The organism is Pelagibaculum spongiae (genome assembly GCF_003097315.1).
GTDB classification, from domain to species: Bacteria; Pseudomonadota; Gammaproteobacteria; order Enterobacterales; family Pelagibaculaceae; genus Pelagibaculum; species Pelagibaculum spongiae.
This window is the reverse complement of record NZ_QDDL01000001.1, coordinates 944,973-966,360: the sequence shown is the minus strand read 5'-3', so window position 1 is coordinate 966,360 and position 21,388 is coordinate 944,973. Positions and strand designations below refer to the sequence as shown.

The window sequence follows — 21,388 nt, the reverse complement described above, 5'->3', positions numbered from 1 at the left end:
AATCAATAGCAAAGAAAATCAAAATTAAAAAGGAGGATGTCGTTTACCATCAGTTGATAGTGTTGGCGACTATTTTTTAAAGCAACAAATTGTAGCTTTAGCTGGATTATATAAAGAAAGTGATATTTAGTATTGAAGAAAATATAATGCGAGAATTGTTAATTGTTGTTTAAGTTTGTTTAAGTCTTTATTTTCATCCGGTTATGTCTTTTTAACTGAATTGCCACTCTCCGTTGGTGTTGCGGTTTTTTCCGGTGATCCTGTTCAAGTAAACTAATTCGAAGTGTCAGGGTTAAATAAAGTAATTACAAAAAGTGGTGCTTAAAATGAAATTATTAAAAACGATCTCTGCAGCTGCGGTTTCTTTAGCAGTACTCGGCTTGTCTGTGACAGCAAGTGCTAGTCAAGATAATTTGCCGACCATTGCAGGAATCAATTCTGTAGTGGTATTCGGTGATAGTCTTTCTGACAATGGAACTCTGACTGCTTTGGTCCAAGGGGTAAACCAGTTTAATCAGTCCCAAGGCTTGCCAACACTGCCAGTGCCGCCACAGCGCTTTTCTAATGGTGATTTGTGGGTGGACTACCTAAGTGAATCATTGAATGTGCCACAAATTAACTATGCAGTTTCTGGTGCTCGTTCGATTGGTCACGATTCAACTCAGTTGCAACAAGCTGCACAGAATGGATTGTTTGCACAACAAACTGGCTATACCGGTTTGGGTTTACAAGGCCAGGTTCGAAATTATGTCACTAATTTCCCGGGAAATAAGGCAGCAGCGCTACATACGATTTTAGTCGGTGGCAATGATATTGTTGGTTTTCTGGAAGGTAACTCCGATTTAACTAGTCGTCAGCAAGTAGTTGAACGTATTGTTTCGGTGGTTTCAGATTCCGTTTTCCAACTGGCAAGTGCTGGCGCAAAAAACATTGCTGTTTTGACGCTGCCTAAAATTGGTGATTTGCCACGTTTTAGCATTTCTTCGGCGTTAGAAGGAAGATCAGAAGAGGCAAACCGAATTGTTGAGTTAGTAAACCGCCGTTTACAAGTAACACTTTACAGAGAAAGCCGTTCTGCTGATCTGGAGTACAATGTAACAACAGTTAGTGGTGCTCGTTTCTTTAATAATATTTCGTCCAGTGGGCAATTCGCTAATCCGCAACAAACTTGGTTGCAAGTTATCGAGCAGAATGGCCAGATCAGCTTTGTTCCCGGCTCGAATGGTTTTCCACAAGTAAATGGTAGTCCAGCAGACTTTATTTTCTGGGACAGTATCCATCCAACTACTCGAGCGCATCAGTTGCTGTCTGACCAAGTATTAGGTGAACTCCAGCAGCAATCATATTGCTTTGCCGATGCTGCAAACTGTAGTGTTTCGTTTGAGCTGAAGTTGCAGTAATAAACAAGCGGGCAAATATTTAATTGTTTGCCCGTTTTTTAATATTGAGTTAGAAGGCAGGGCAAGTTGCGAAGTGTGCCATGCCAGTATTATGGTTTGCACAAGTCTAGTGAAAACAGTATTAAGCCAAGCCAAATATTTGAAAGCCCAATAACAAGTTGTATTGAATCTCTTGCAAACCTTGGTACTGAAGTTCTGAAGCACAGCAGATAATAAAGAGTAGCCAACTGAACAGGAAGGTAGATAAATGAAAGAAGTAATATGTGTTTATGGCATCCCAACTCCGGGATAGTCAAATACATATACCAGTATGATCCGCTGGCGCCACAAGCAAAAACTGCCAGAAAAAAACACGAAATCAGGTGAAGAGTTTTAGAGTATTCTGTATCTAGCCAATATTCTTTGAAGTTTATATTTTTTCTCATTGTTATCAGCTTCCATTCTGACAGGACTGTAAGGCCTGAAATCTGTTTTAGTCGCACCAGTCTATATCGAGCTCACCCTGGACATGCGCCACCCAATATGCTTGCTGGACATGCGTGGACATGCGTGGACATGCGCCACCCAATATTTTCTTTATGACAAACAAAAAAACTTCAATTTCACAGCTACGTATCTTTGCTTTAGCCTCTGACAACCGTTGAAGTTGCAGGAGCGGCGCTTGAAAAAGCAGTCCATTTAACAACATGCCAGCACCCAGAGCGATTCTCTATGATCCAAAAGCCAATCCATTTCTCCACGTAGTGAGTCGATGCGTACGCCGTGGGTGGTTGTGCGGAGAAGATCCTACCCTGCTTAAAAAATTTCGCAAAAATTATGATCACCGCCGCCAATGGATTGTCGATCGAATTGACCGCCTCAGCCAAGCTTTTGCAGTCGATATTGCAGCTTACGCAGTCATGTCTAACCACTATCATCTGGTATTGTATGTAGATGTTGAGCGTGCAAAAAACTGGAATATCAAGCAAGTCCTGCTGCAATACTGCAAGGTATTTGAAGCCCATCCTTGGGTGAAGGATTATTTAGATCCAAACAAATATCGTTTACTTACCCAGGCTCAGCTTCAATGGGTCGAAGAAACAGCCGATACAATTTACCGCGAGCGGCTTTATTCCATCAGCTGGTTCATGCGCTCAATCAATGAACCTTTGGCACGAATCGCTAACGCTGAAGATCAATGCAAGGGCCGCTTTTGGGAAGGTCGTTTTAAGGCGCAAGCACTGCTTGATGAGCAAGCATTACTCACCTGCATGGCTTATGTTGACCTCAATCCGTTGCGTGCTGGTATTGCGCAAACTTCGGAAGGCTCTGATTACACATCAATTCAAGCCAGAGTTGAAACTGAGTTGCCCGCCAGCAATTATCGCAGGAAAAAAATTCGAAAAAAGAACAATCAACGTCGATATGATTATAATTTCGCCCGATTAAAACCTTTTGTCGATAGTGAAACCAAGTCCAGCATTAATATCAAAGATAAAGTCCATCCGTTGCCATTTAAATTAAAAGACTATCTGGAATTGGTCGATGCCAGCGCTCGCATGGCGCGCACTGATAAAAAATACCACATGGACAGCAGTTTGCCGCCAATTTTTGAGCGGTTAAAAATTAATACTGATACACGTTGGTGGGCAAGCGCCATGAGTGGCCGCAGTCATGTGATGGCCAGTGCACGACAGTTTGCTCATGCAATGGGCAGTGCGCTGAGTCTCAAGCAGTTTAAAGAGCGGGTCAAGCAACAAACCGAAGCTTGGCGACAACAAACGCCACCACCTGGAAAACAACCACCCTCTTGATTCTCGATTTTATTGAGTGGATTTAAGTCAGAATTTTTAAAATCATATGCGATTTCAATAACCAGAGTTAATCTGGTTTTCGTCGTGGCATCAATTCAGTACTATTGCATTCGAGACGAAGAAAACGGTTGCCGCAATCGCGTCGAACGCTAGATTTTTTAGTTGTCCCGATTATTGAATTTTTTGATTGGAATATAATTAAAATCATGGGTGGCGTTTGCGTTTTTGTCATAAGTACTCCATGCGTCAATATATTGAACAGCATAGCTCTTTTGATTTTTTTTGTATTAAGTTATCGGATGACTAGCTAAGCGATGATACTGTTTGAGAAATCCGCTCCAAATCTTATAATGAATTCTGCTTTAATATTTTCACCAGTTTCACCAGTTTCATCGGTATCAACGGCAAGAATGATCTTGAGCTTATCTTAAGAATACCCAATAAAACTATTGAGTTAATAAACATTAATGCGTTGGAAGGCAGTACATTTGGGTGCGAGCTCTAAGTTAATGATTTCGATATCAATAACTGGTAAGGCGTCCCTCTATTCTTCAACAACACCAGCGCTTTCGGAATCCGCAACATTGTTTGTATTACAAAATCTCTTTCAGTACCCTTGGCAAATTTTTAACCTCTTTGGGTCCAATTCCCCGCCGCTTGCGGCGTAATTGATGAATGTGCAGCAGCCCGATCAGTCACTATACAAGTAGTGCCTTTGGCACTTTGCAGGCGGGCCGCCTGTGCTCCCAGAAGAAATCATTTGAAGAATCATCCAGCAATAAAAAACGGGTCGGCAAAAATGCAGGCCCGTTTTTTTAAAGCAAAGAATTAATGAATTTGCTTGTATACGCTATCAAATTCTTCGGTAATTTCTTTACTTGGTTCAGCAGATGCCAGGCTGGCAACAATCACTGCAATCGTCGCAAATATAATACCTGGAACAATTTCGTACATATCGAAAATGCCGCCGCTTAATTGCTTCCACACTACAACGGTAATGCCGCCGACTAAAATACCAGCCAGTGCGCCGTTGCGGTTCATCCGGCGCCAGAATAATGCCAGTACCAGGGTTGGGCCAAATGCGGCACCAAAACCTGCCCATGCATAAGACACCAGGCCTAATACCGAGCTGTCTGGATTAAGTGCCAGCACCAATGCAACTAATGCCAGGCCAACTACGGCTACTCGACCCACCATTACCACTTCTTTCTGGCTAGCGGTTGGTTTTAGCAGCGCCTTGTAGAAATCTTCCGCCAAAGCAGAAGAGCTCACCAGTAACTGGGAATCGGCGGTAGACATAATTGCAGCAAGAATCGCAGCTAATAAAATACCGGCAACAATTGGGTGGAACAGTGCATTTACCAGCAGCATAAAGATGGTTTCGCTATCGCCCATCTCACCGCCCATATGGTTTTGCACATAAATTAAACCGGCAAAGCCCACCAGCATTGCGCCAGTCATTGCAATGGCAGACCAGGTGACCGCAATACGGCGAGCGGCAGGTAAATCGTCGCCACTGCGAATGGCAGCAAAACGCGCCAGAATATGCGGCTGACCAAAATAACCCAGGCCCCAGGCAAGTAGAGAAACAATTGCGATGAAGGTTAAAGGCTCGCCCTTTGCATCATTAAACAGGGTTAATAATTCAGGGTTTAATTCGCGCATTTGATCGATGACTGAACCAAAACCGCCATCCGCTTGCATGGCAATAATCGGAACAATCACCAGTGCTGCAGCCATTAATAAACCTTGAACCAGGTCGGTCCAGGAAACGGCGAGGAAGCCGCCAAATAATGTGTAGGCAATAATACAAACAGTGCCGACCACTACCGCAATCTGATAATCCAGGCCGAATACGGTTTCAAATAACTTACCGCCAGCCACTAGGCCAGAGCTGGTGTAGAACAGGAAGAACAGCAAAATAAAGAATGCTGAAATGACCTGCAGTAGTTTGGAGGTATCACGGAAGCGATTTGCAAAAAACTCCGGCAGGGTTAATGCGTCGCCAGCGGTGATTGAATAGCTATTCAAGCGCCTAGCAACAAATAACCAGTTCATCCAGGTACCAATTAACAGGCCTGCTGCCAGCCATAAAGCTTCAACACCTGATGCATAAGCGTAGCCGGGCAAACCTAGCAATAACCAGCCACTCATATCTGATGCACCAGCACTTAATGCTGCAGGCCAAGGACCTAAAGTACGGCCACCGAGGAAATAATCTGATGCATTACTGGTTCGCTTCCAAGCGACATAACCAATAGCCAGCATACCGATAAGGTATACGATGAAAGTGCTAATAATTGCTCCGGAGTTGGCAATCATGTCTTCTCCTTTTTCAAAAGTCAGCGAGTTCAAATGCTCGCTGTGGCCTGTCGGCATTCACAGACAATACCCTAACCACACTTTGATTAGGGAAATGACCGGTGAATCTAGCCCAACAGGCCGTGACTGTGGATTCCGTGATGGTTTAAAGGCTGATCAATCCTGATAGCCGAACGTTTTTTGCTGTTTTTCTGACCTATTCAAGAATAACTATTCAGTGATTGGTTGTCGTGTTCCAGAGCTTTTTGCAACAAGAGCTCTGGACGTCTTCAGCGTTATGCCTGTTTCAGTGCCTGTTTTACGCCTGCTTGCAGCAAGTCTGTTGCAGGCGTTTTGTGTAACGCCGGAGATTTGGACAAAAGCCAGATCTCCGGTTTTTGCTGTTTGGTGCTTTCGTGCTGTTTGCTATCGGGTGCGCACTTCGTACTGACCTAGTTCTGTATCGTTATTCCGGACAGAGAAACCGGAATCCATAGGCAATGGAAGATAAAGTTTACTGCCAGCACCAGTTTGCAGTTTTAATTTCCCTGTCCATGGATCCCCGCCATCCTTGGCGAGGATGACGGCGGTGTGGCTAGTCGTGACGTACAAGCTGAAGAATTACTGTTCCCTTTAATTAATCATGACTACCCAGCCCGAGCAAATCTGCGTTGCCACCAGCAGCGGTGGTGTTAATGCTGCAGGTTTTTTCAACACAGAAACGGGTCAGGTAATTTGGCCCGCCGGCTTTTGGACCTGTCCCTGACAAGCCTTGGCCACCGAAGGGTTGTACACCGACCACGGCGCCAATCTGGTTGCGGTTGATATAGCTGTTACCTACTCTGGCTGCTTTTTCAATCGCCTGGGCGGTATATTCATTTCGAGTATGAATGCCAAGGGTTAAGCCATAACCGGTGTTATTAATGCTATCGATTATCTGATTAAGCTCGCTGGCCTGATAGCGCACCAGGTGCAGAATCGGCCCGAAGTGTTCTTTTTTCAGCTGGCTAATGCGGTCAATTTCAAAAGCAACCGGTGCCACAAAATGACCTTGCAGCGAACTATCAAGCGGGGTTTCTGCAATCAGTTTTGCTTCAGTTTTCATTTGCTGAATATGCTGCTGCAAACCATCAAAGGCGCGCTGGTCAATCACTGGCCCCAAGTCGGTTGAATGAAGTGAGGGGTCACCTACCTTCAACTGTGCCATAGCGCCAGATAACAGCTCGATCACTCGATCGGCAATGTCGGCCTGAACAAACATTACTCGCAATGCAGAGCAGCGTTGGCCGGCACTGGCAAATGCCGAGTCGATGGCGTCACGCACCACCTGTTCTGGTAGTGCGGTGGAGTCAACAATCATTGCGTTTTGGCCACCGGTTTCGGCCACCAATGGAACAATCGCGCCTTCACGCTGGGCAATCGCCAGATTGATTGCTTTAGCTGTGGCAGTTGAGCCGGTAAATGCCAGGCCGTTAATTCGATCATCACTGCTTAAGCGAGCGCCCACTTCTGCGCCAGTGCCCGGCAGTAGTTGAATGACCCCGGCCGGGAAGCCAACTTGCTGCATTAACTCCACCGCTCGAACTGCAACCAGGGAGGTTTGTTCTGCCGGTTTGGCGACTACGCAGTTACCCGCTGCCAGTGCTGCAGTGACCTGGCCAAGGAAGATTGCCAGTGGGAAGTTCCATGGGCTGATACAGCCAAAGACACCACGACCGGTCAAATACAATTCATTGGATTCGCCGGTAGGCCCGGGCAAGCTGATGGGAGCAAATTTTTCGATGGCCTGGTTGGCGTAGTAACGGCAGAAATCGACCGCTTCACGCACTTCATCTATGCCATCCTGAATCGTTTTACCGGCTTCCAGGTGACAAATTGCCACCAGCTCATGCAGGTTATCTTCCAGTGCATCGGCCAGCTTGTTTAATAGTGCTGCACGATGGGCTACAGGAGTGAAATTCCAGCTCTGGCTAGCATTGCTGGCGATAGTAATCGCTTGCTCAATTTGTTCGGTAGTGGCGTAAGTCAGCCGACCGACCGGGCGTGAAGGGTTCCATGGGCATTCGACTGAAACCGTTTCGCCTCCTGAAACCATTTGGCCATTAATTATCGGGCCTTTGCTGATTGGAGCTGCGGTCAGGAACTGATCGACCTTTTGTTTGAAACTGTGCCATTGAGATTCAATTTCAATATTGACCCCGAGTGAATTCTTACGGTCACTGAACAGATCTTGCGCCATGGGAATTTGCTCATTGTTTAATGGCAGGTTTTGCTCCACTAACTGGTCAAGACGTTGAGCCGGGTGAACCGTCAATGTATTTACCGGTGTGTTGGCATCGACTAACCGGTGAACAAATGATGAGTTAGCGCCATTTTCCAATAATCGACGCACCAGGTAAGGCAGCAAATCTTTATGGCTGCCGACTGGGGCGTAAATTCGAATATTAACTTTTTCCTGTTCCAGAACGGTGTTGTAAAGGCCGTCGCCCATGCCGTGTAATCGCTGGAATTCAAAGTCACGGAAGTCACCGGCCATAGATAAAACACTGGCAACGGTATGCGCGTTATGGCTGGCAAACTGGGAATAAATCAGATTTTGTACTGGCTGAGATAACAGGAATTTGGCACAGGCCAAATAAGCCAGATCGGTTGATTCCTTGCGGGTATACACCGGGTAGCTCGACAAGCCTAGCTGCTGGCAATGCTTGATTTCAGCATCCCAGTAAGCACCTTTTACCAAACGCAGCGGAATGCGGTCACCTTGCTGCTTGGCTAATGCTGCTAACCAACCCAGAATCGGTAAGGCCTGCTTGTTATAGCTTTGCACCACTAAGCCAAAATTACCCCAGCCTTTTGCTGCAGGGTCCTGATAAAGCTTTTGGAACAGATCGAGAAAGATTTCCTGTCGATCGGCTTCTTCGGCATCCATGGTAATGCCAACGCCTAGCGGGCGGGCTTTTTTTATTAAAGTAATGACGGAGTCAAATAACTCGCTCATGACTCTTTTTCTTTGGCCTACTTCATAGCGAGGATGCAGCGCCGATAATTTAATCGAAATAGTCGGGCGAGGTTGCTGGCCATTGCCGGTTTTATCGGCAGCAACCATTTCAATGGCTTTTAAATAATCGGTTAGATAACGATCGGCATCGGCTTTAGTGAGTGCTGACTCACCCAGCATATCAAACGAGTAGGTGTAGCCTTTATCGCGGTAGCTTTTGCCACGTTTTAATGCCAAGTCAATTGCCGGTGCCAACACAAAATGCTGGCCCATTATTTTCATCGACTGGTTAATCGCCTGGCGTAACATGGGCTCGCCCATTTTACTCACCAGCTTGCTAATCACACCATCAGCAGTGCCATCTTCTTTTCGATCAACCTTGACGATTTTACCTGACAGCATGAGCCCCCAGGTTGAAGCATTGACTAGCAGAGAATCACTTTGTGATAAATGCTGACGCCAGTCGGCAGCGCCTAATTTGTCGCGAATTAACGCATCGGCAGTCTGATTATCAGGAATACGCAGCAAAGCTTCAGCCAGACACATTAATAAAATGCCTTCTTTGGTATCTAGGCTGTATTGCAGTAGCAGCGCATCAATCATGTGGATTGCGTCGTCGCGTTTTCGTACATCGATTACCAATTGGGTTGTTCGATCGGTGATTTGTTTCAATTGATGCTGGTCGGGACGAGCGACATCCAGTAACTGCTTCAGCCACTGTGATTCATCGTATTGATAAACCAGTGAAATCAACTGGCGAATCTCTGCCAAAGGTCGGTCAATGAAGTTCGGTTTAAAAATATCGGCGGCATTAAATACTGAAGATTCGATCTGTTTGGCAATCGACATGGCTTATTACTCTGCGTCAGGCTGCAACCGGCCAAAGGTATACATATCGTCAGCGTCTGAAACGCTGTAGTTAGGTGGTATGCAGCACAAATAATAAAAATTAAAGCAGCGAAACCCTGTTCTGTCGTCAGGTGTAATTTTCCCTATCAACAGTCAAATCTTACAGATTTCACAGAAGTTGAATGGTGGCAGCTTTTTATAGTCCAGCCATTGTGCGGTGGTTAAAAGCTGGCGTCTTGTTAAAAACTGGCGAGTTTTTGTGAAAAGCTGTGATGGGTGGTTGTGAGATGAAAGTGAAGGCAGTTATGTCTGCTCGATATCTCGCGTCTTCGCAGAGCAATCTACTATTTTGTTTAGAAGTCCTCAAAGAAATTATTTTTTTAATAAGCAGTAGATACGGTAAGCCTTTTTATAAAGTACATCGTCTCTTTGAGGTGCGTATGAAATTAATATTTCAAAAAAAATTTTATCGAGAACTTTAGTAGGGAGAGAAATTAAACCTAGGTTAATGTCGCATATGTAAGAAGTATTTTCTTGAGAGTAAATCGTAATAGAATGTGCTTTTTCATTGCTGTCTGGTAACGAAATGTAATATTTTTTATTTGGATCCTTACATAAAAATTGAATTGATTGAGGTTCGCAAGCGGCATATGTTGTTGTACAAAAAAAACCAAAGTAATGAAAGGAGATAAATCTATTGTTTCTTTTATCAAAATCGATTTCCATTGCTCTAGTCGATGTTTGAGGCATGCGTCTTATGTTTTTTGCGAGCTCTTCATAGGTCGATTTTTTTTTTGAAGTGTTAGTTTTACTTGAATCACTCGGACTGGTGAGCTTTTTTGGTTCCCAATCAAAGATAGATTCAATAGCAGCATAAACTTCTCTCTTCCATAAAAAATCACGATCATTTAAAAGAGATAAAAACGCCTCAAAATTTGTCGGGTCTTCCTGTGATAACCAAGCTAAACAATAAAAGCGACAAAGATAATCTTGAGCCACAGTGAAAGGGTAAGATTGCGCATATGGAGGGTTGCTGTGAGCTCGTAAATCTGCATGGAAGAAGTCTGGATAACTCACTTTACATCCAGTTTGATCGTTAATCCATTCAGTTAGTTGTTTAAGGTTCAATGGTTAAGCCTCTGTTATTTTTATTTCAGCTAGATGATAGGTGCATCTTCGGTTTTCATCCAGCAAATGTTCTTGTCGAGTCACTTCAGCAATGCCTTTAAATAACTGCTGGAAAGATTCTAACTCAGTACGGCAAAAGTTTTGACAGCTTTTAGCTGCATCACAAATTGGGCAGTGATTTTCGATTAATAACCAACCATTATCTGCTTTTTCAACCGATGCCATATAACCTTCATCAGTTCGTATTTTTGCCAGCGCTTTTAACTTGCCTTCAATCGTTTTTCGTTGCTCCAAAGCACTTAGGTATTGCTGGTGGCTTTGTTGCGCCCGGTGATCGATCAGCTGGTCAAGCCCATGGTCACCGAAAAGTTCTTTGACTGAAATAATCAGATCGACCGTAAGCTGATTGTGCTGATCGGGGAACTGCTTTTGTGCCTGCTCGGTTAATTGCCAAAGTTTTTTTGGCCGGCCAACGCCCTCTTTGGATTCAAAGGTTTCAAGCAAACCTTGCTGTTGCATTTTTTGCAGGTGACCACGAGCGCCCATGCTGGTTACATCCAATTGTTTGGCCAGTGCTGGTGCGGTCTGTGGGCCGTTAGTTTTGAGTAGTTGTAGTAACTTTTTCTGGGCGACATAAATAACACAAGAACAAAAACTGGAGGTGGCTATGTATCTGGAACATGCCAATATCACGGTAAAATCAATCGCTGAATCAGAAAAGTTTCTGGTGAGTGCTTTTCCTGACTTTGTGATTCGAGGCTCGGGAAGACGGCCTTCAGATGATCGACTATGGGTTCATATTGGAAATCAGCAAGTTTATTTGGCATTGAATGAAATGCCGCAACACAAGCCGCTTGACTTGACTGATTATGCGCAAGATGGCGTGAATCACTTGGGTTGGGTGGTGGATGATCTTGATGCGATTGACCAGCGCTTACAATCTTCTGGCTATGCGGAAATAATCGAGTTTCAGGAAGAAAATGAATACCGCCGCCGACATTATTATCGAGACGGCAACGGATTTGAGTGGGAATTTGTAGAGTATTTAACTGAACGAGCTGAACAGAGAAATCAATATTGAAAATTGTAATCAGGCTGCCTTCTCAAACAGCCTAATTACAATAAAAACTACTTTTTGGTCGCAGCTTTTTCAGCTTGCTCTAGCATGAGTTTTAACTCAGGTAGATGTTTCTGTATTTGCTGAGAACCATATTGAGCGCCTTGTGCCTGGTTAGTTGATCAGAACGATGGACACCAGCCAATAACCAACAGTAGTTACTACAACAATACCCGCCAGGTTTAGCGCGAATCCTGCCTTGATCATATCGCTGATCTTCAGCTTTCCAGAACCAAAAATAATCGCGTTGGGTGGAGTTGCTACTGGCATCATAAAGGCGCAACTGGCAGCTAATGCCGCTGGTGCAGCCAGTAATACCGGGTCAATGCCCAAGGTGACGCCCAGTGCACCCAGTAAGGGTAAAAAGCCAGCAGCAGTTGCCGTATTGCTGGTGAGTTCGGTCAGAAAAACGATGATGGTAACGATAAAGGCAATTACCAGAATGACCGGTAAGCCGGCAACCATTTCCATTGATTGCGCCACCCAGACAGCTAATCCGGTTGATTTAATCTGTGCAGCAAGTGTCAGACCGCCACCGAACAGAATAAATACACCCCATGGAATATCGCGGGATTTATCCCAGATCATCACATAAACCCGTTCGCCTTTATGCTGTACCGGAATAATAAACAAGCTGACCGCTGCGACTACCGCAATCATCGCATCAGAAATTCCCGGAATATAATCTTGCAACCATGGGCGTAAAATCCATAGCAACGCTGTGGCACAAAAAACGGTGGAAACCACTTTTTCGCCTGGGCCCATCTTTCCTAGAGCGTGTTGTTTTTCTTTTAACAAGGCTTCAGTTTCGGGACTTTCTTTTGTATCCAGCTTAAAGCCTAAACGAGTGAGCCATAGCCAGGTAGCAATCAGCATTAAAATACAAATGGGCAAGCCGACCAGCATCCATTGGGCGAAACCAATTTGTAGTTGATAAGTTTCAGAAAGAAATGCTGCCAATAGTGCATTGGGCGGTGTTCCAATTAAAGTTGCCAAACCACCTATGCTGGCGCTGTATGCTATGCCCAATAATAGTGCTTTGGTGAAATCCTGTGCTGCCGGATTTGCTTCACCCTCTTTATATTGCTGGGCCATCATGGCTGCTACCGATAATCCGATTGGCAGCATCATTACACTAGTGGCGGTATTGGAAACCCACATGCTTAAAAATGCAGTTGCCAGCATAAAGCCAGCAATTTGCCTGGCGGGTTGAGTACCCGTGTTGAGCATAATATATAGTGCAATTCGTTTGTGTAAATTCCAGCGCTCCATTGCCATTCCAATCATAAATCCACCAAAGAACAGATAGATGATTGGGTGTGCATAGGGCGCGGTGACTTCTTTGATGCTGGCAATACCGAGTACTGGCAGCAAAATAATCGGCAGCAATGAAGTTACTGGGATTGGAACCACTTCAAAAATCCACCAAATGGCCATCATGCTGGCTACCCCGACCATATACCAGGCCGGTTGGCTCATATTCTCTGGTGGAAGTGACAGCATTGTATAAATCAGTACTGCTGGCCCAGATAGTAAAGTGAGCCAGTAGCTAATGCGGGGTTTGGGTTTGGGGCCAGCTGGCAAGCTAGGTTCTGGCGATGCAGAGGCAGAGGCAGAAGGTTTTTCTGCGGAGTGCTGGCTGTTTTTGTTCATAATTGTTCACCGGCCTGAGCCCTGAGGCATTTAATGCCTTTCAGGTTTTGCTGTGCTTGAACATGCCATGTGCGCATGTTGGACAAAGTCATTTTATGAAGTCTATCTTACGCTGCTATAGCAGTTATTGTGTAGTTGGAAGCAAGGTTAATGAGTAGTTTTTTTAACAAGCTGTTAGAGAAAAGTTTGCAAAACTAGCAGGTTGGTTCTTATGTTGAGTCGCTTATGATAATAGGTATTTTTTATTAAGAGTTTAGTTTGACTGGAAATCATAAATGCTGCCCAGATCGAGTATTTGTGTCAGTTGATCAAGAGCAGTATATGATTCTAATAACAATTGAGGATCGGCAAGGTCGCTGATTTGTAGCTGGTCCCGGTAATGTTTTTCAACCCATGCGCTAAGACGATCAAAGAGTATTTGATCCAGTAACGTACTCTGGTTAACAGCATTGAGTTCTTTTTGATTCAATACCACGCGAAGTCTTAAGCAGGCTGGACCACCGCCATTACGCATACTTTGCCTTAAATCGAGGAAGTGCTGTTGATCGATCCAGCTTGCTGCATCGGACTGCAAATACGCGAGAACTTCTGGATTTTTCTGGCACTCTTGTGGCATGAGTAACATCACAGACTGATCTTTCAGCGTTAAAAGCTGGCTGTTAAATAAATAGCTTTTAATTGCATTTTCAATGCTTAACTCTTTTTTTGAAACCTGAAAGACTTTTAACTGTTGATCAAGATGATGATTAAGCTGTTGAATAACCTTATCTTGATCGACCCAGGCGCTTTCATGGCAGAACAGAATATTTCGGTGTGCGACTGCAATTACATCATTGTGAAAAACCCCCATATCAATGACTTGCGGATTTTGCCGGGCAAACACTACTTTTTGTAAACCGTGCTGATGGGCAATGGCTTGTGAAGCCTCAAATGTTTGCCGGGCAGGAAAGCGTTGGGGCGACTGACATGTTGAATCTGGGGTATCCGGCACATCATGCTCAAAACCATAGCGACCACAAACGAATAGTGTTGCTCCCATTTGTTCATGTTCCGTACACAGGCGACTATGGTTAGCCGCACCTTCATCGGAGAAATGAGATGTTGCAGGTAAATGCGGGTGGTGAACAAAGTGATTGGGGTTATTAAATATTGCGGCCAAAATTTTGCTGGTGGTTTGAGGTTCGATAGCGCGATGAAACTTGCTAATTAAATTCGCGGGAGTGAAATGAACTTTATGATCATAGGTATCGGCACTGGCAGAAACCGTCGCGGCATTGGCTGCCCACATGGAGGAAGCGGAGTTAACGGCAGAAAGCATATGCGGTGAGTGTTGTAATGTCTTTTCAAGGATTTCTTTGTCGGAACCCCGATAGCCTAGTTGTTTTAGCGTTTTGATATCGGGTCGAAGTTGAGGTGGCAATACGCCTTGAACTAGCCCTAAGTCAGCCAGTGTTTTCATTTTTAACAAACCTTGTTTAGCGGCCTGTTTAGGATTTGAGATGAGCGCTTTATTATTGCTAGAAGCCAGGTTGCCATGAGATAAACCGGCATAATTGTGTGTCGGGCCGACCAGACCATCAAAGTTGGCTTCAAATGCTGTCATGGGTAAATAACTCTTATGAAAAAGTGTTAATAAATAATGCGGTTAAATTGTCAGTCCGGGAGCTAATTTTTCAGGCATACTGAGTTGTTCAGCTTCAATGCTAGCGACTGGGTACGAGCAATAATCAGCGGCGTAAAAAGCACTGGGGTGGTGATTACCGCTGGCACCAACGCCACCAAAGGGTGCGCTGCTGCTGGCACCGGTTAGTGATTTATTCCAATTAACAATACCTGCACGAATATGTTGATAGAAGTAATCAAATTTTTCGCGGTCCTCACTAAACAAGCCAGCAGACAAACCAAAACGAGTTTGGTTAGCCAGCTCGATTGCCTGGTCGAAGCTCTGGTAATGAATTAATTGAATTAACGGCCCAAAATATTCTTCATCAGGTAATTGTTTGATTGCAGTGACATCGATGATGCCTGGAGTGATTAGTCCGCTGTTGGCTGATTGCTTTTGCATGCTAAGTAACGATCGCCCACCTAGGTCAATGAGGGTTTGCTGTACTTCCAGCATATGATTGGCTGCAGCTTCAGAAATTAAACTACCCATAAATGGCTGAGGTTCATCAAGTGGTTGTCCAACTGTAATTTTGCTGGTGGCTTGAATTAACTGTGCTTTTAGTTGGCTGCCCATTTCATTGTCAGGAATAAAAACTCTTCTAGCGCAAGTGCAGCGCTGCCCAGCTGTGATAAATGCAGATTGAATAATTTCATGTACCGCTGCACTGATATCTGAAACTGATTCAATAATTAAAGGGTTATTGCCGCCCATTTCCAGCGCCAGAATTTTTTCAGGGTGCCCAGAAAATTGTTGATGCAGTAAATGACCGGTTTGTGAACTGCCAGTAAAGAAAAGTCCATCGAGTTGTTGATGCTCGGTTATTGCTTTACCCACTGCGCGTTCACCTTGAAGCAGGTTTATTACTCCATCAGGTAATCCGATTTTTTGCCAAAACTGTATTAACATTTCAGCAGTTTTAGGTGTCATTTCGCTGGGTTTGAAAACAATACAATTTCCGGCCAGCAGCGCAGGAATAATATGGCCGTTTGGCAAGTGGCCGGGAAAATTAAATGGGCCAAAGATTGCAACAACCCCATGGGGTTTATGGCGAATTATTGATAAACCGGCAGCTAGTTGCGATTGCTGTTCGCCAGTTCTTTGTTGGTAAGCAGTAACTGAAATCGCTACTTTTCCAATCATTGCGGCGACTTCGGTTTTGGCTTCCCACAGTGGTTTTCCAGTTTCTAAAGCAATGGTTGTCGCAAGTTCGTTTTGTGCTTGTTTTAATATATCGACATAGCGTTCAATGCATTCCCGTCGCTGGATAAAACTATAACTACTCCAAATTTTATAAGCTGACCGGGCGCTAGTAAATGCAAGATCTACTTGTTGAATACTGGCGGTATTACCTTGCCAAATTAATTGATTATTTGCCGGGTTGATTGATATTAACTCTGGGCCATCACCGCTGATCCACTGACCATTTATAAATAATGATTGTTTCATGATTTGGGATCCTCGTTGGCAGTTGATTGGAGCGGGGCAGAAGAAAGTGAGTGAGCTAAAGATTCTGTGATCGAGGTGTTTTTTTCAGTTGTAGGAATAGTTGTTTTACGTTGTGCTGGATAAAGCGCAACAATTCTGACCGTGCCTCCATTGTCAACTTCAAGTGCTTGAGCAATGATCGGGCTGAGCGAAATGATGTGGCCGGGCTCTTGTTGCAGCGATGTCATGCAACAGCGAAAATTAGCAAATTCACAATTACTAATTAAATAGATATGGTCAGCGCTATTATTACTAGTCGTCGTTGGTTCTGATTCAGTGATTTCAACATGGGCATAACGGCTGTCTTTTACCGCTCTAAGTTCAGATAACTGGCCTTGTAGCGTGGGGCCACCATCAAAAATATCAACATGACCCGAATAATTCATACCTTCGTCTTCGAGCATTTTTCTTGCGGGCTCGGTCAATCGGTGGGTTTTACTAATCACCTCTTGGGCAGGCTTGGTTAATAAATTGGTGTAAATAGCATGTTTGGGCATTAACTCAGAAATAAAAGCCTTATCGATCGCGGATAGGCGATCGGCTTCGGTAAAATCGAGAGTGAAAAAATGGCTGCCGAGTCCGTCCCAGAACGGAGAGTGGCCTTGTTGATCGAAATAACCTCTCATCTCAGCAATGATGACTGGATTAAAACGTTGGCTAAACTCGGCTAAAAATAAAAATCGTGATTTTGATAATAACGAGCCATTTTTATTTTTTCTGGCTTCAGGAAGTAGAAATAAAGTGCATAGCTCGCTACAGCCGGTGTGATCATTGGAAAGAGTTAAAGTATGCAGTCGGTTATAAACATTCAATTCGCGAGATGCGTGAATTTGCATGTTAACTCGGTAGCTGTACCACGGCTCGGTTAACCCTACCGATGCTTCTATGCCACAAATTCCGACAATTTTTTGGTTTGATAAATCTTCCATTAAAAACAGATATAATGCCTCGGCTGGTGGCTCGTTATCGGATGATAAAAATGCCGCGAGTGCTTGAGCTAACTTGTCTTTAACTTGTGCATCGTTATCTTGTAACGAGGTAAATCCCGGGCCGGTTTTTCTGGCTAAATCACGTAGTGCTAGGTGATCTGATTTTTTAATCGGGCGGACAATCATCATGGTCGGCACCTCTGCTGTCTATCGGCGTTCCATTGATCGGCTGTTGCGGCTAACCGCTGTAAAATTAGTAAACTGAGTTGCGCTCGTTGGTGCAGGCTATTGATTATTAGATATTCTTGATCTGAATGAATTCTACCGCCCTGTACGCCTAAAGTGTCTATGTTGGGTAGGCCAACGGCAGACAGATTATTACCATCACAGCAGCCACCAGTTGGTAAATAATCTAGGTTTAAGTTAATCGATTTGCCACAGTCAATTGCTAGTTCAAATAGCTTTTTATTTTTCGGAGTGATCAATTTTGGCTGGCGGGTAAAGCCACCTTGTAGTTCTAATGTAATGCCATCTCTGGCATTGATTTGTTCTACTAACTGTTGAATTTTTTGTTGGCACCATTGCTGGTCTTGTAGTTTTTCTAGTCGAATATTAAATTGAAATAAACATAAGTCAGGAACAACGTTGGTTGCTACGCCGCCATTAATAACACCTGGGTTGATAGTAATTCCGGGCACCTGTCCATTTAAATCATCTAGTTGACTAATGAAATCTGCCATTGCTCGAATTGCATTTCTGCCAAGGTGATGTTCTCGTCCGGCGTGGGCTGATCTGCCGCTAACTTTGGCAGTGAAGTTGCCGCTTCCTTTTCGGGCACCTGCTAAATTTCCGTCAGGAAATGATGGTTCGTAAATTAACCCGATATCACATGTTTTGGCAGTTTTTTCGATATAAGCAGCCGAGCCGGGAGAGCCAATTTCTTCATCGGGATTGAGTAGAATTGTCCAGCCAATATTTTTACAGTCGATGTTTTTTTCAAAAGCGATCAAAGCATAAAGCATTACCATTAGCCCGCCTTTCAAATCGGTAACGCCGGGGCCTTGAATGGTATTGCTATCGACATGAGTAATGTTCTGAAAGTGATGAGTTTTATCAAAAACTGTGTCTAAGTGGCCACCAAGATAAATTTGCAACGGCGCGTTGGGCCTTTTAGTGATTTTTAAAATATTTCCTAATGTGAGGTGTTGCAATTCACCTTGATCATTCCATTTTTTTAAATCTGAAGTTTCAATGGTTTCAATTTTGCCATCTAAAGGTTGGCAATAGGATTTAATTAATTCGGCGACTTGGTTAACTCCAGAGGCATTAAAACTTCCAGAGTTAATTGATGCTAATTCAATGGTTCGTTGTAGCATTTCAGCTTGCTGCAAGGCTAGCCATTGCAATAGCTGACCATTTGAAAAAACTTTACCATCTGCCATATCACACCTCCAATAAATTGATGCGGTTAGCAGTTTTCAGGGCCAATTTTTATCAGCTGGTCAATTGCTTGCTCCAGTCGTTGCATGCCGAGTTTAATATCTTCATCAGGAATAATCAGCGAAGGGGCAAAGCGTAAAACATTGGGCCCAGCTACTAGCATCATTAAGCCTTGGTCTTTTGCTTGAGCTAAAAATTTGGCCGCTTTTCCGTGCCATGGTTCAATCAGCTCTGCGCCAATTAATAATCCTTTTCCGCGAAGTGCTTTAAATATGTGGTGCTTTTGATTAATTTTTTCTAATTCAGCAAAGAATAGCTGTGATTTTTGAGTTACTAGCTCTAGCAGTTCTGGTTGATTCACTTCATCAAGTAGTGCTTCGGCTACTGCACATGCGAGTGGGTTACCGCCATAAGTGCTGCCGTGAGTACCAAAACCAAAGCTTTGGGCGCACTTATCTGTAGTTAGCATGGCTGCAATAGGAAATCCGCCACCGAGCGCTTTTGCGCTAGTCAGAATATCTGGCTCAATATTGCTATGCATGTAGGCATATAATTTACCGGTTCTTCCAACGCCAGTTTGAATTTCATCAAGTACTAACAAAGCGTTATGTTGATCGCAAAGTGCTCTAACTTGCTCAAGAAAGCCAGGTTTAGCAGGGATAATACCGCCTTCTCCCTGAATTGGCTCCATTACTACAGCGCAAGTTTTTTCAGAAATAGCGGCTTTTAATGCTTCAATATCATTAAATGGAACGTGGCTGATGCCGGCCGGCACTGGCTCGAATCCCTTGCGGTATTTAGGTTGCCCACCAACTGAAACAGTAAAAAGTGTTCGACCATGAAATGCTTGTTCAAAAGCGATGATTTCATGCTTATGCTCACCAAAATTGTCGTAAGCATATTTTCTGGCCAGTTTGAATGCGGCTTCGTTTGCTTCAGCGCCTGAGTTACAGAAAAATATTTTTTCAGCGAAACTGGCGTTACATAGCTTTAATGCCAAACGAAGCGCTGGTTCGTTGGTACAGGTATTACTCAGATGCCACAGTTTTTCTGCCTGATTTTTAAGGGCAGTTATCAAGGAAGGATGGGTATGCCCCAGCGCACTGACTGCAATTCCGCCAGCAAAATCAATATATTCTTTGTCTTGCTGATCCCATACTCGAGAATTATGGCCACGAACCGGTATAAATTGTTGAGGGTTGTAATTGGGAACCATCACTTGATCAAAGAGTGCTCTGGAGACTAACTGTGACATGTTGAGACCTCGCTGAAATTACCTGTAGATCAGATGATTGATTTCAGGTAGTTATTCATTGTTTGAAGGGTAAAGGCAGGTGCTAGCCGGCGGCTTGATGAGCCAAGCAGATGCGTTTACTGGTATTTTTTAATCAATACTTTCAAGCTTAGATAACTCGCCAGTTATTGCTGTGGAATCTTGTGAAAAACATTGGTCAGTAATCGGTTAGTTGAAGATTTTTTGGCTACTTTTGAGGTAGTGCAGTATCAGCTGGATTGATTAGTAACAAACGCAATGATGATTGATTGAATGGGTGATTAACTGACGGGTTGTGACAATTTTTTTATTAGTCAAAATTAGGTGTGGCTAATACTTCGATAAAACTTGGGTTATCTAAGAGGCAATACAGATGAATAGTGAGCAATTTTTTGAAAAGCTGTGGCTAGATTATGTTCATCTGGCGCCACAAGCTGAGCTAGTTCGACAGTTATTTTTAAAAGATAACCGCAAGGTAGTAAATGACCATGTGGCTTTTCGGACTTTTTCTGCAACCCCTTTGCAGCTCGATAATTTAGTGCCGTTGATCGAATCGATGGGTTATCAGTTTCAAGCTGATTATGATTTTTCTGCCAAGAAGCTGCGAGCATGCAGTTATATTCATCCCGATCCTTCTGTGCCAAAAATTTTCTGTTCAGAATTATTGACGGAGCAGCTTTCAACAAAAAGTCAGAACATTATTCAAGATTACACACAGCAAATAGTTGAGCAGCCGTTGTCTTTGGAAGTGTTTTGGTCTGGCAGACACTGGAGCATGCCAAGTTATCAGGATTATCAGACTTTGATGGAGGAAAGTGAATATGGCGCATGGCTACTTGCGCTGGGTATTCGGGTCAATCATTTCACCTTGAGCATTAACCATCTGAAATCGATCAATAGCATTTCTCAAGTGATCGAGCGGGTTAAAAATGCTGGCTTTGTAGTGAATTCAGTTGGTGGTGAAGTGAAAGGTACTCCAAGCGATTTATTAGAACAGGGCTCGACCATGGCAGATCAACAGGCTTTTGTTTTTGCCGATGGTGCAACCTATCAAATTCCAACCTGCTTCTATGAGTTTGCTAAACGCTACCCAGATTCTAAAGGGAATATTTATCAAGGATTCGTAGCTGCAAATGCAGATAAAATATTTGAATCAACACATGCAAAAAAGTGATATTAAAGGGGTGTTTGTCGTCTTTTTTGGTAAAAATACGATTAAATTATCGCTTTAGTCGTATTTCATCTTTTATGTAAAGCAAGATCAATGTGTTTTTCTGACCAATGGGCAAAATGAATGAATATCACAGATAACTACGCCTTGGCTAAGCACTAAGGCACTGGTAGTTTGTAGGTTAA

At 43.8% G+C, this 21,388-nt stretch carries 15 protein-coding genes; 5 read left to right on the top strand and 10 right to left on the bottom strand.

The window, feature by feature from the left end:
• The first annotated feature begins 326 nt into the window (after positions 1-326).
• On the top strand, positions 327-1,400 hold the full coding sequence (locus DC094_RS04120) for an SGNH/GDSL hydrolase family protein (RefSeq protein ID WP_116685798.1): 1,074 nt from the start codon (positions 327-329) through the stop codon (positions 1,398-1,400).
• A gap of 686 nt (positions 1,401-2,086) precedes the next feature.
• Entirely contained in the window at positions 2,087-3,193 is a 1,107-nt protein-coding gene (locus DC094_RS04110; RefSeq protein ID WP_116685796.1) for a transposase, read from the top strand.
• A gap of 828 nt (positions 3,194-4,021) precedes the next feature.
• Here the strand turns inward: DC094_RS04110 and putP are convergent.
• Positions 4,022-5,515, bottom strand: a complete 1,494-nt coding sequence (gene putP / locus DC094_RS04105; protein ID WP_116685795.1) for a sodium/proline symporter PutP — start codon at positions 5,513-5,515, stop codon at positions 4,022-4,024.
• Here putP and DC094_RS22005 point away from each other — a divergent pair.
• A complete protein-coding gene (locus DC094_RS22005; RefSeq protein WP_158527205.1) occupies positions 5,514-5,681 on the top strand; it encodes a hypothetical protein in 168 nt (55 codons plus the stop codon). The genes putP and DC094_RS22005 overlap by 2 nt on opposite strands.
• A 450-nt stretch (positions 5,682-6,131) precedes the next feature.
• On the opposite strand, the gene putA is transcribed toward DC094_RS22005, so the two are convergent.
• The 3 genes from putA to DC094_RS04090 all read right to left on the bottom strand — a co-directional run bounded on the left by putA (position 6,132) and on the right by DC094_RS04090 (position 11,156).
• The gene (gene putA, locus DC094_RS04100) at positions 6,132-9,341 is read right to left on the bottom strand and encodes a bifunctional proline dehydrogenase/L-glutamate gamma-semialdehyde dehydrogenase PutA (RefSeq protein WP_116685794.1); all 3,210 of its coding nucleotides are present in this window, start codon (positions 9,339-9,341) and stop codon (positions 6,132-6,134) included.
• 372 nt (positions 9,342-9,713) lie between these two features.
• Complete coding sequence (locus DC094_RS04095) at positions 9,714-10,469, bottom strand: hypothetical protein (protein WP_116685793.1); 756 nt, start codon at positions 10,467-10,469, stop codon at positions 9,714-9,716.
• A 3-nt stretch (positions 10,470-10,472) separates the two neighbouring features.
• Entirely contained in the window at positions 10,473-11,156 is a 684-nt protein-coding gene (locus DC094_RS04090) for a helix-turn-helix transcriptional regulator (protein ID WP_206605561.1), read from the bottom strand.
• On the opposite strand from DC094_RS04090, the gene DC094_RS04085 reads away from it, so the two are divergent.
• Positions 11,137-11,550 carry a VOC family protein gene (locus tag DC094_RS04085; protein ID WP_116685792.1) on the top strand — a complete coding sequence of 138 codons (414 nt, stop codon included), beginning with the start codon at positions 11,137-11,139 and terminating at the stop codon, positions 11,548-11,550. The genes DC094_RS04090 and DC094_RS04085 overlap by 20 nt on opposite strands.
• A 150-nt stretch (positions 11,551-11,700) precedes the next feature.
• Here DC094_RS04085 and DC094_RS04080 read toward each other — a convergent pair whose 3' ends face one another.
• From DC094_RS04080 to DC094_RS04055, 6 genes are all read right to left on the bottom strand, one after another.
• Entirely contained in the window at positions 11,701-13,239 is a 1,539-nt protein-coding gene (locus DC094_RS04080) for an SLC13 family permease (RefSeq protein WP_116685791.1), read from the bottom strand.
• 253 nt (positions 13,240-13,492) lie between these two features.
• Positions 13,493-14,842, bottom strand: coding sequence for an N-succinylarginine dihydrolase (astB, locus tag DC094_RS04075; RefSeq protein WP_116685790.1), 1,350 nt, complete (start codon positions 14,840-14,842; stop codon positions 13,493-13,495).
• 42 nt (positions 14,843-14,884) lie between these two features.
• The gene (astD, locus tag DC094_RS04070; protein ID WP_116685789.1) at positions 14,885-16,351 is read right to left on the bottom strand and encodes a succinylglutamate-semialdehyde dehydrogenase; all 1,467 of its coding nucleotides are present in this window, start codon (positions 16,349-16,351) and stop codon (positions 14,885-14,887) included.
• On the bottom strand, positions 16,348-17,508 hold the full coding sequence (gene astA, locus DC094_RS04065) for an arginine N-succinyltransferase (RefSeq protein WP_116685788.1): 1,161 nt from the start codon (positions 17,506-17,508) through the stop codon (positions 16,348-16,350). Before astA ends, astD begins: the two co-directional genes overlap by 4 nt.
• Positions 17,505-18,761: a hydrolase gene (locus DC094_RS04060; RefSeq protein ID WP_116685787.1), complete on the bottom strand. Its 1,257-nt coding sequence runs from the start codon at positions 18,759-18,761 to the stop codon at positions 17,505-17,507. Before DC094_RS04060 ends, astA begins: the two co-directional genes overlap by 4 nt.
• Positions 18,762-18,787: 26 nt before the next feature.
• Positions 18,788-20,014 carry an aspartate aminotransferase family protein gene (locus tag DC094_RS04055; protein WP_116685786.1) on the bottom strand — a complete coding sequence of 409 codons (1,227 nt, stop codon included), beginning with the start codon at positions 20,012-20,014 and terminating at the stop codon, positions 18,788-18,790.
• Positions 20,015-20,405: 391 nt separating this feature from the next.
• Between DC094_RS04055 and DC094_RS04050 the strand changes: the two genes are divergently transcribed.
• A complete protein-coding gene (locus DC094_RS04050; RefSeq protein ID WP_116685785.1) occupies positions 20,406-21,206 on the top strand; it encodes a DUF1338 domain-containing protein in 801 nt (266 codons plus the stop codon).
• Positions 21,207-21,388 lie beyond the last annotated feature (182 nt).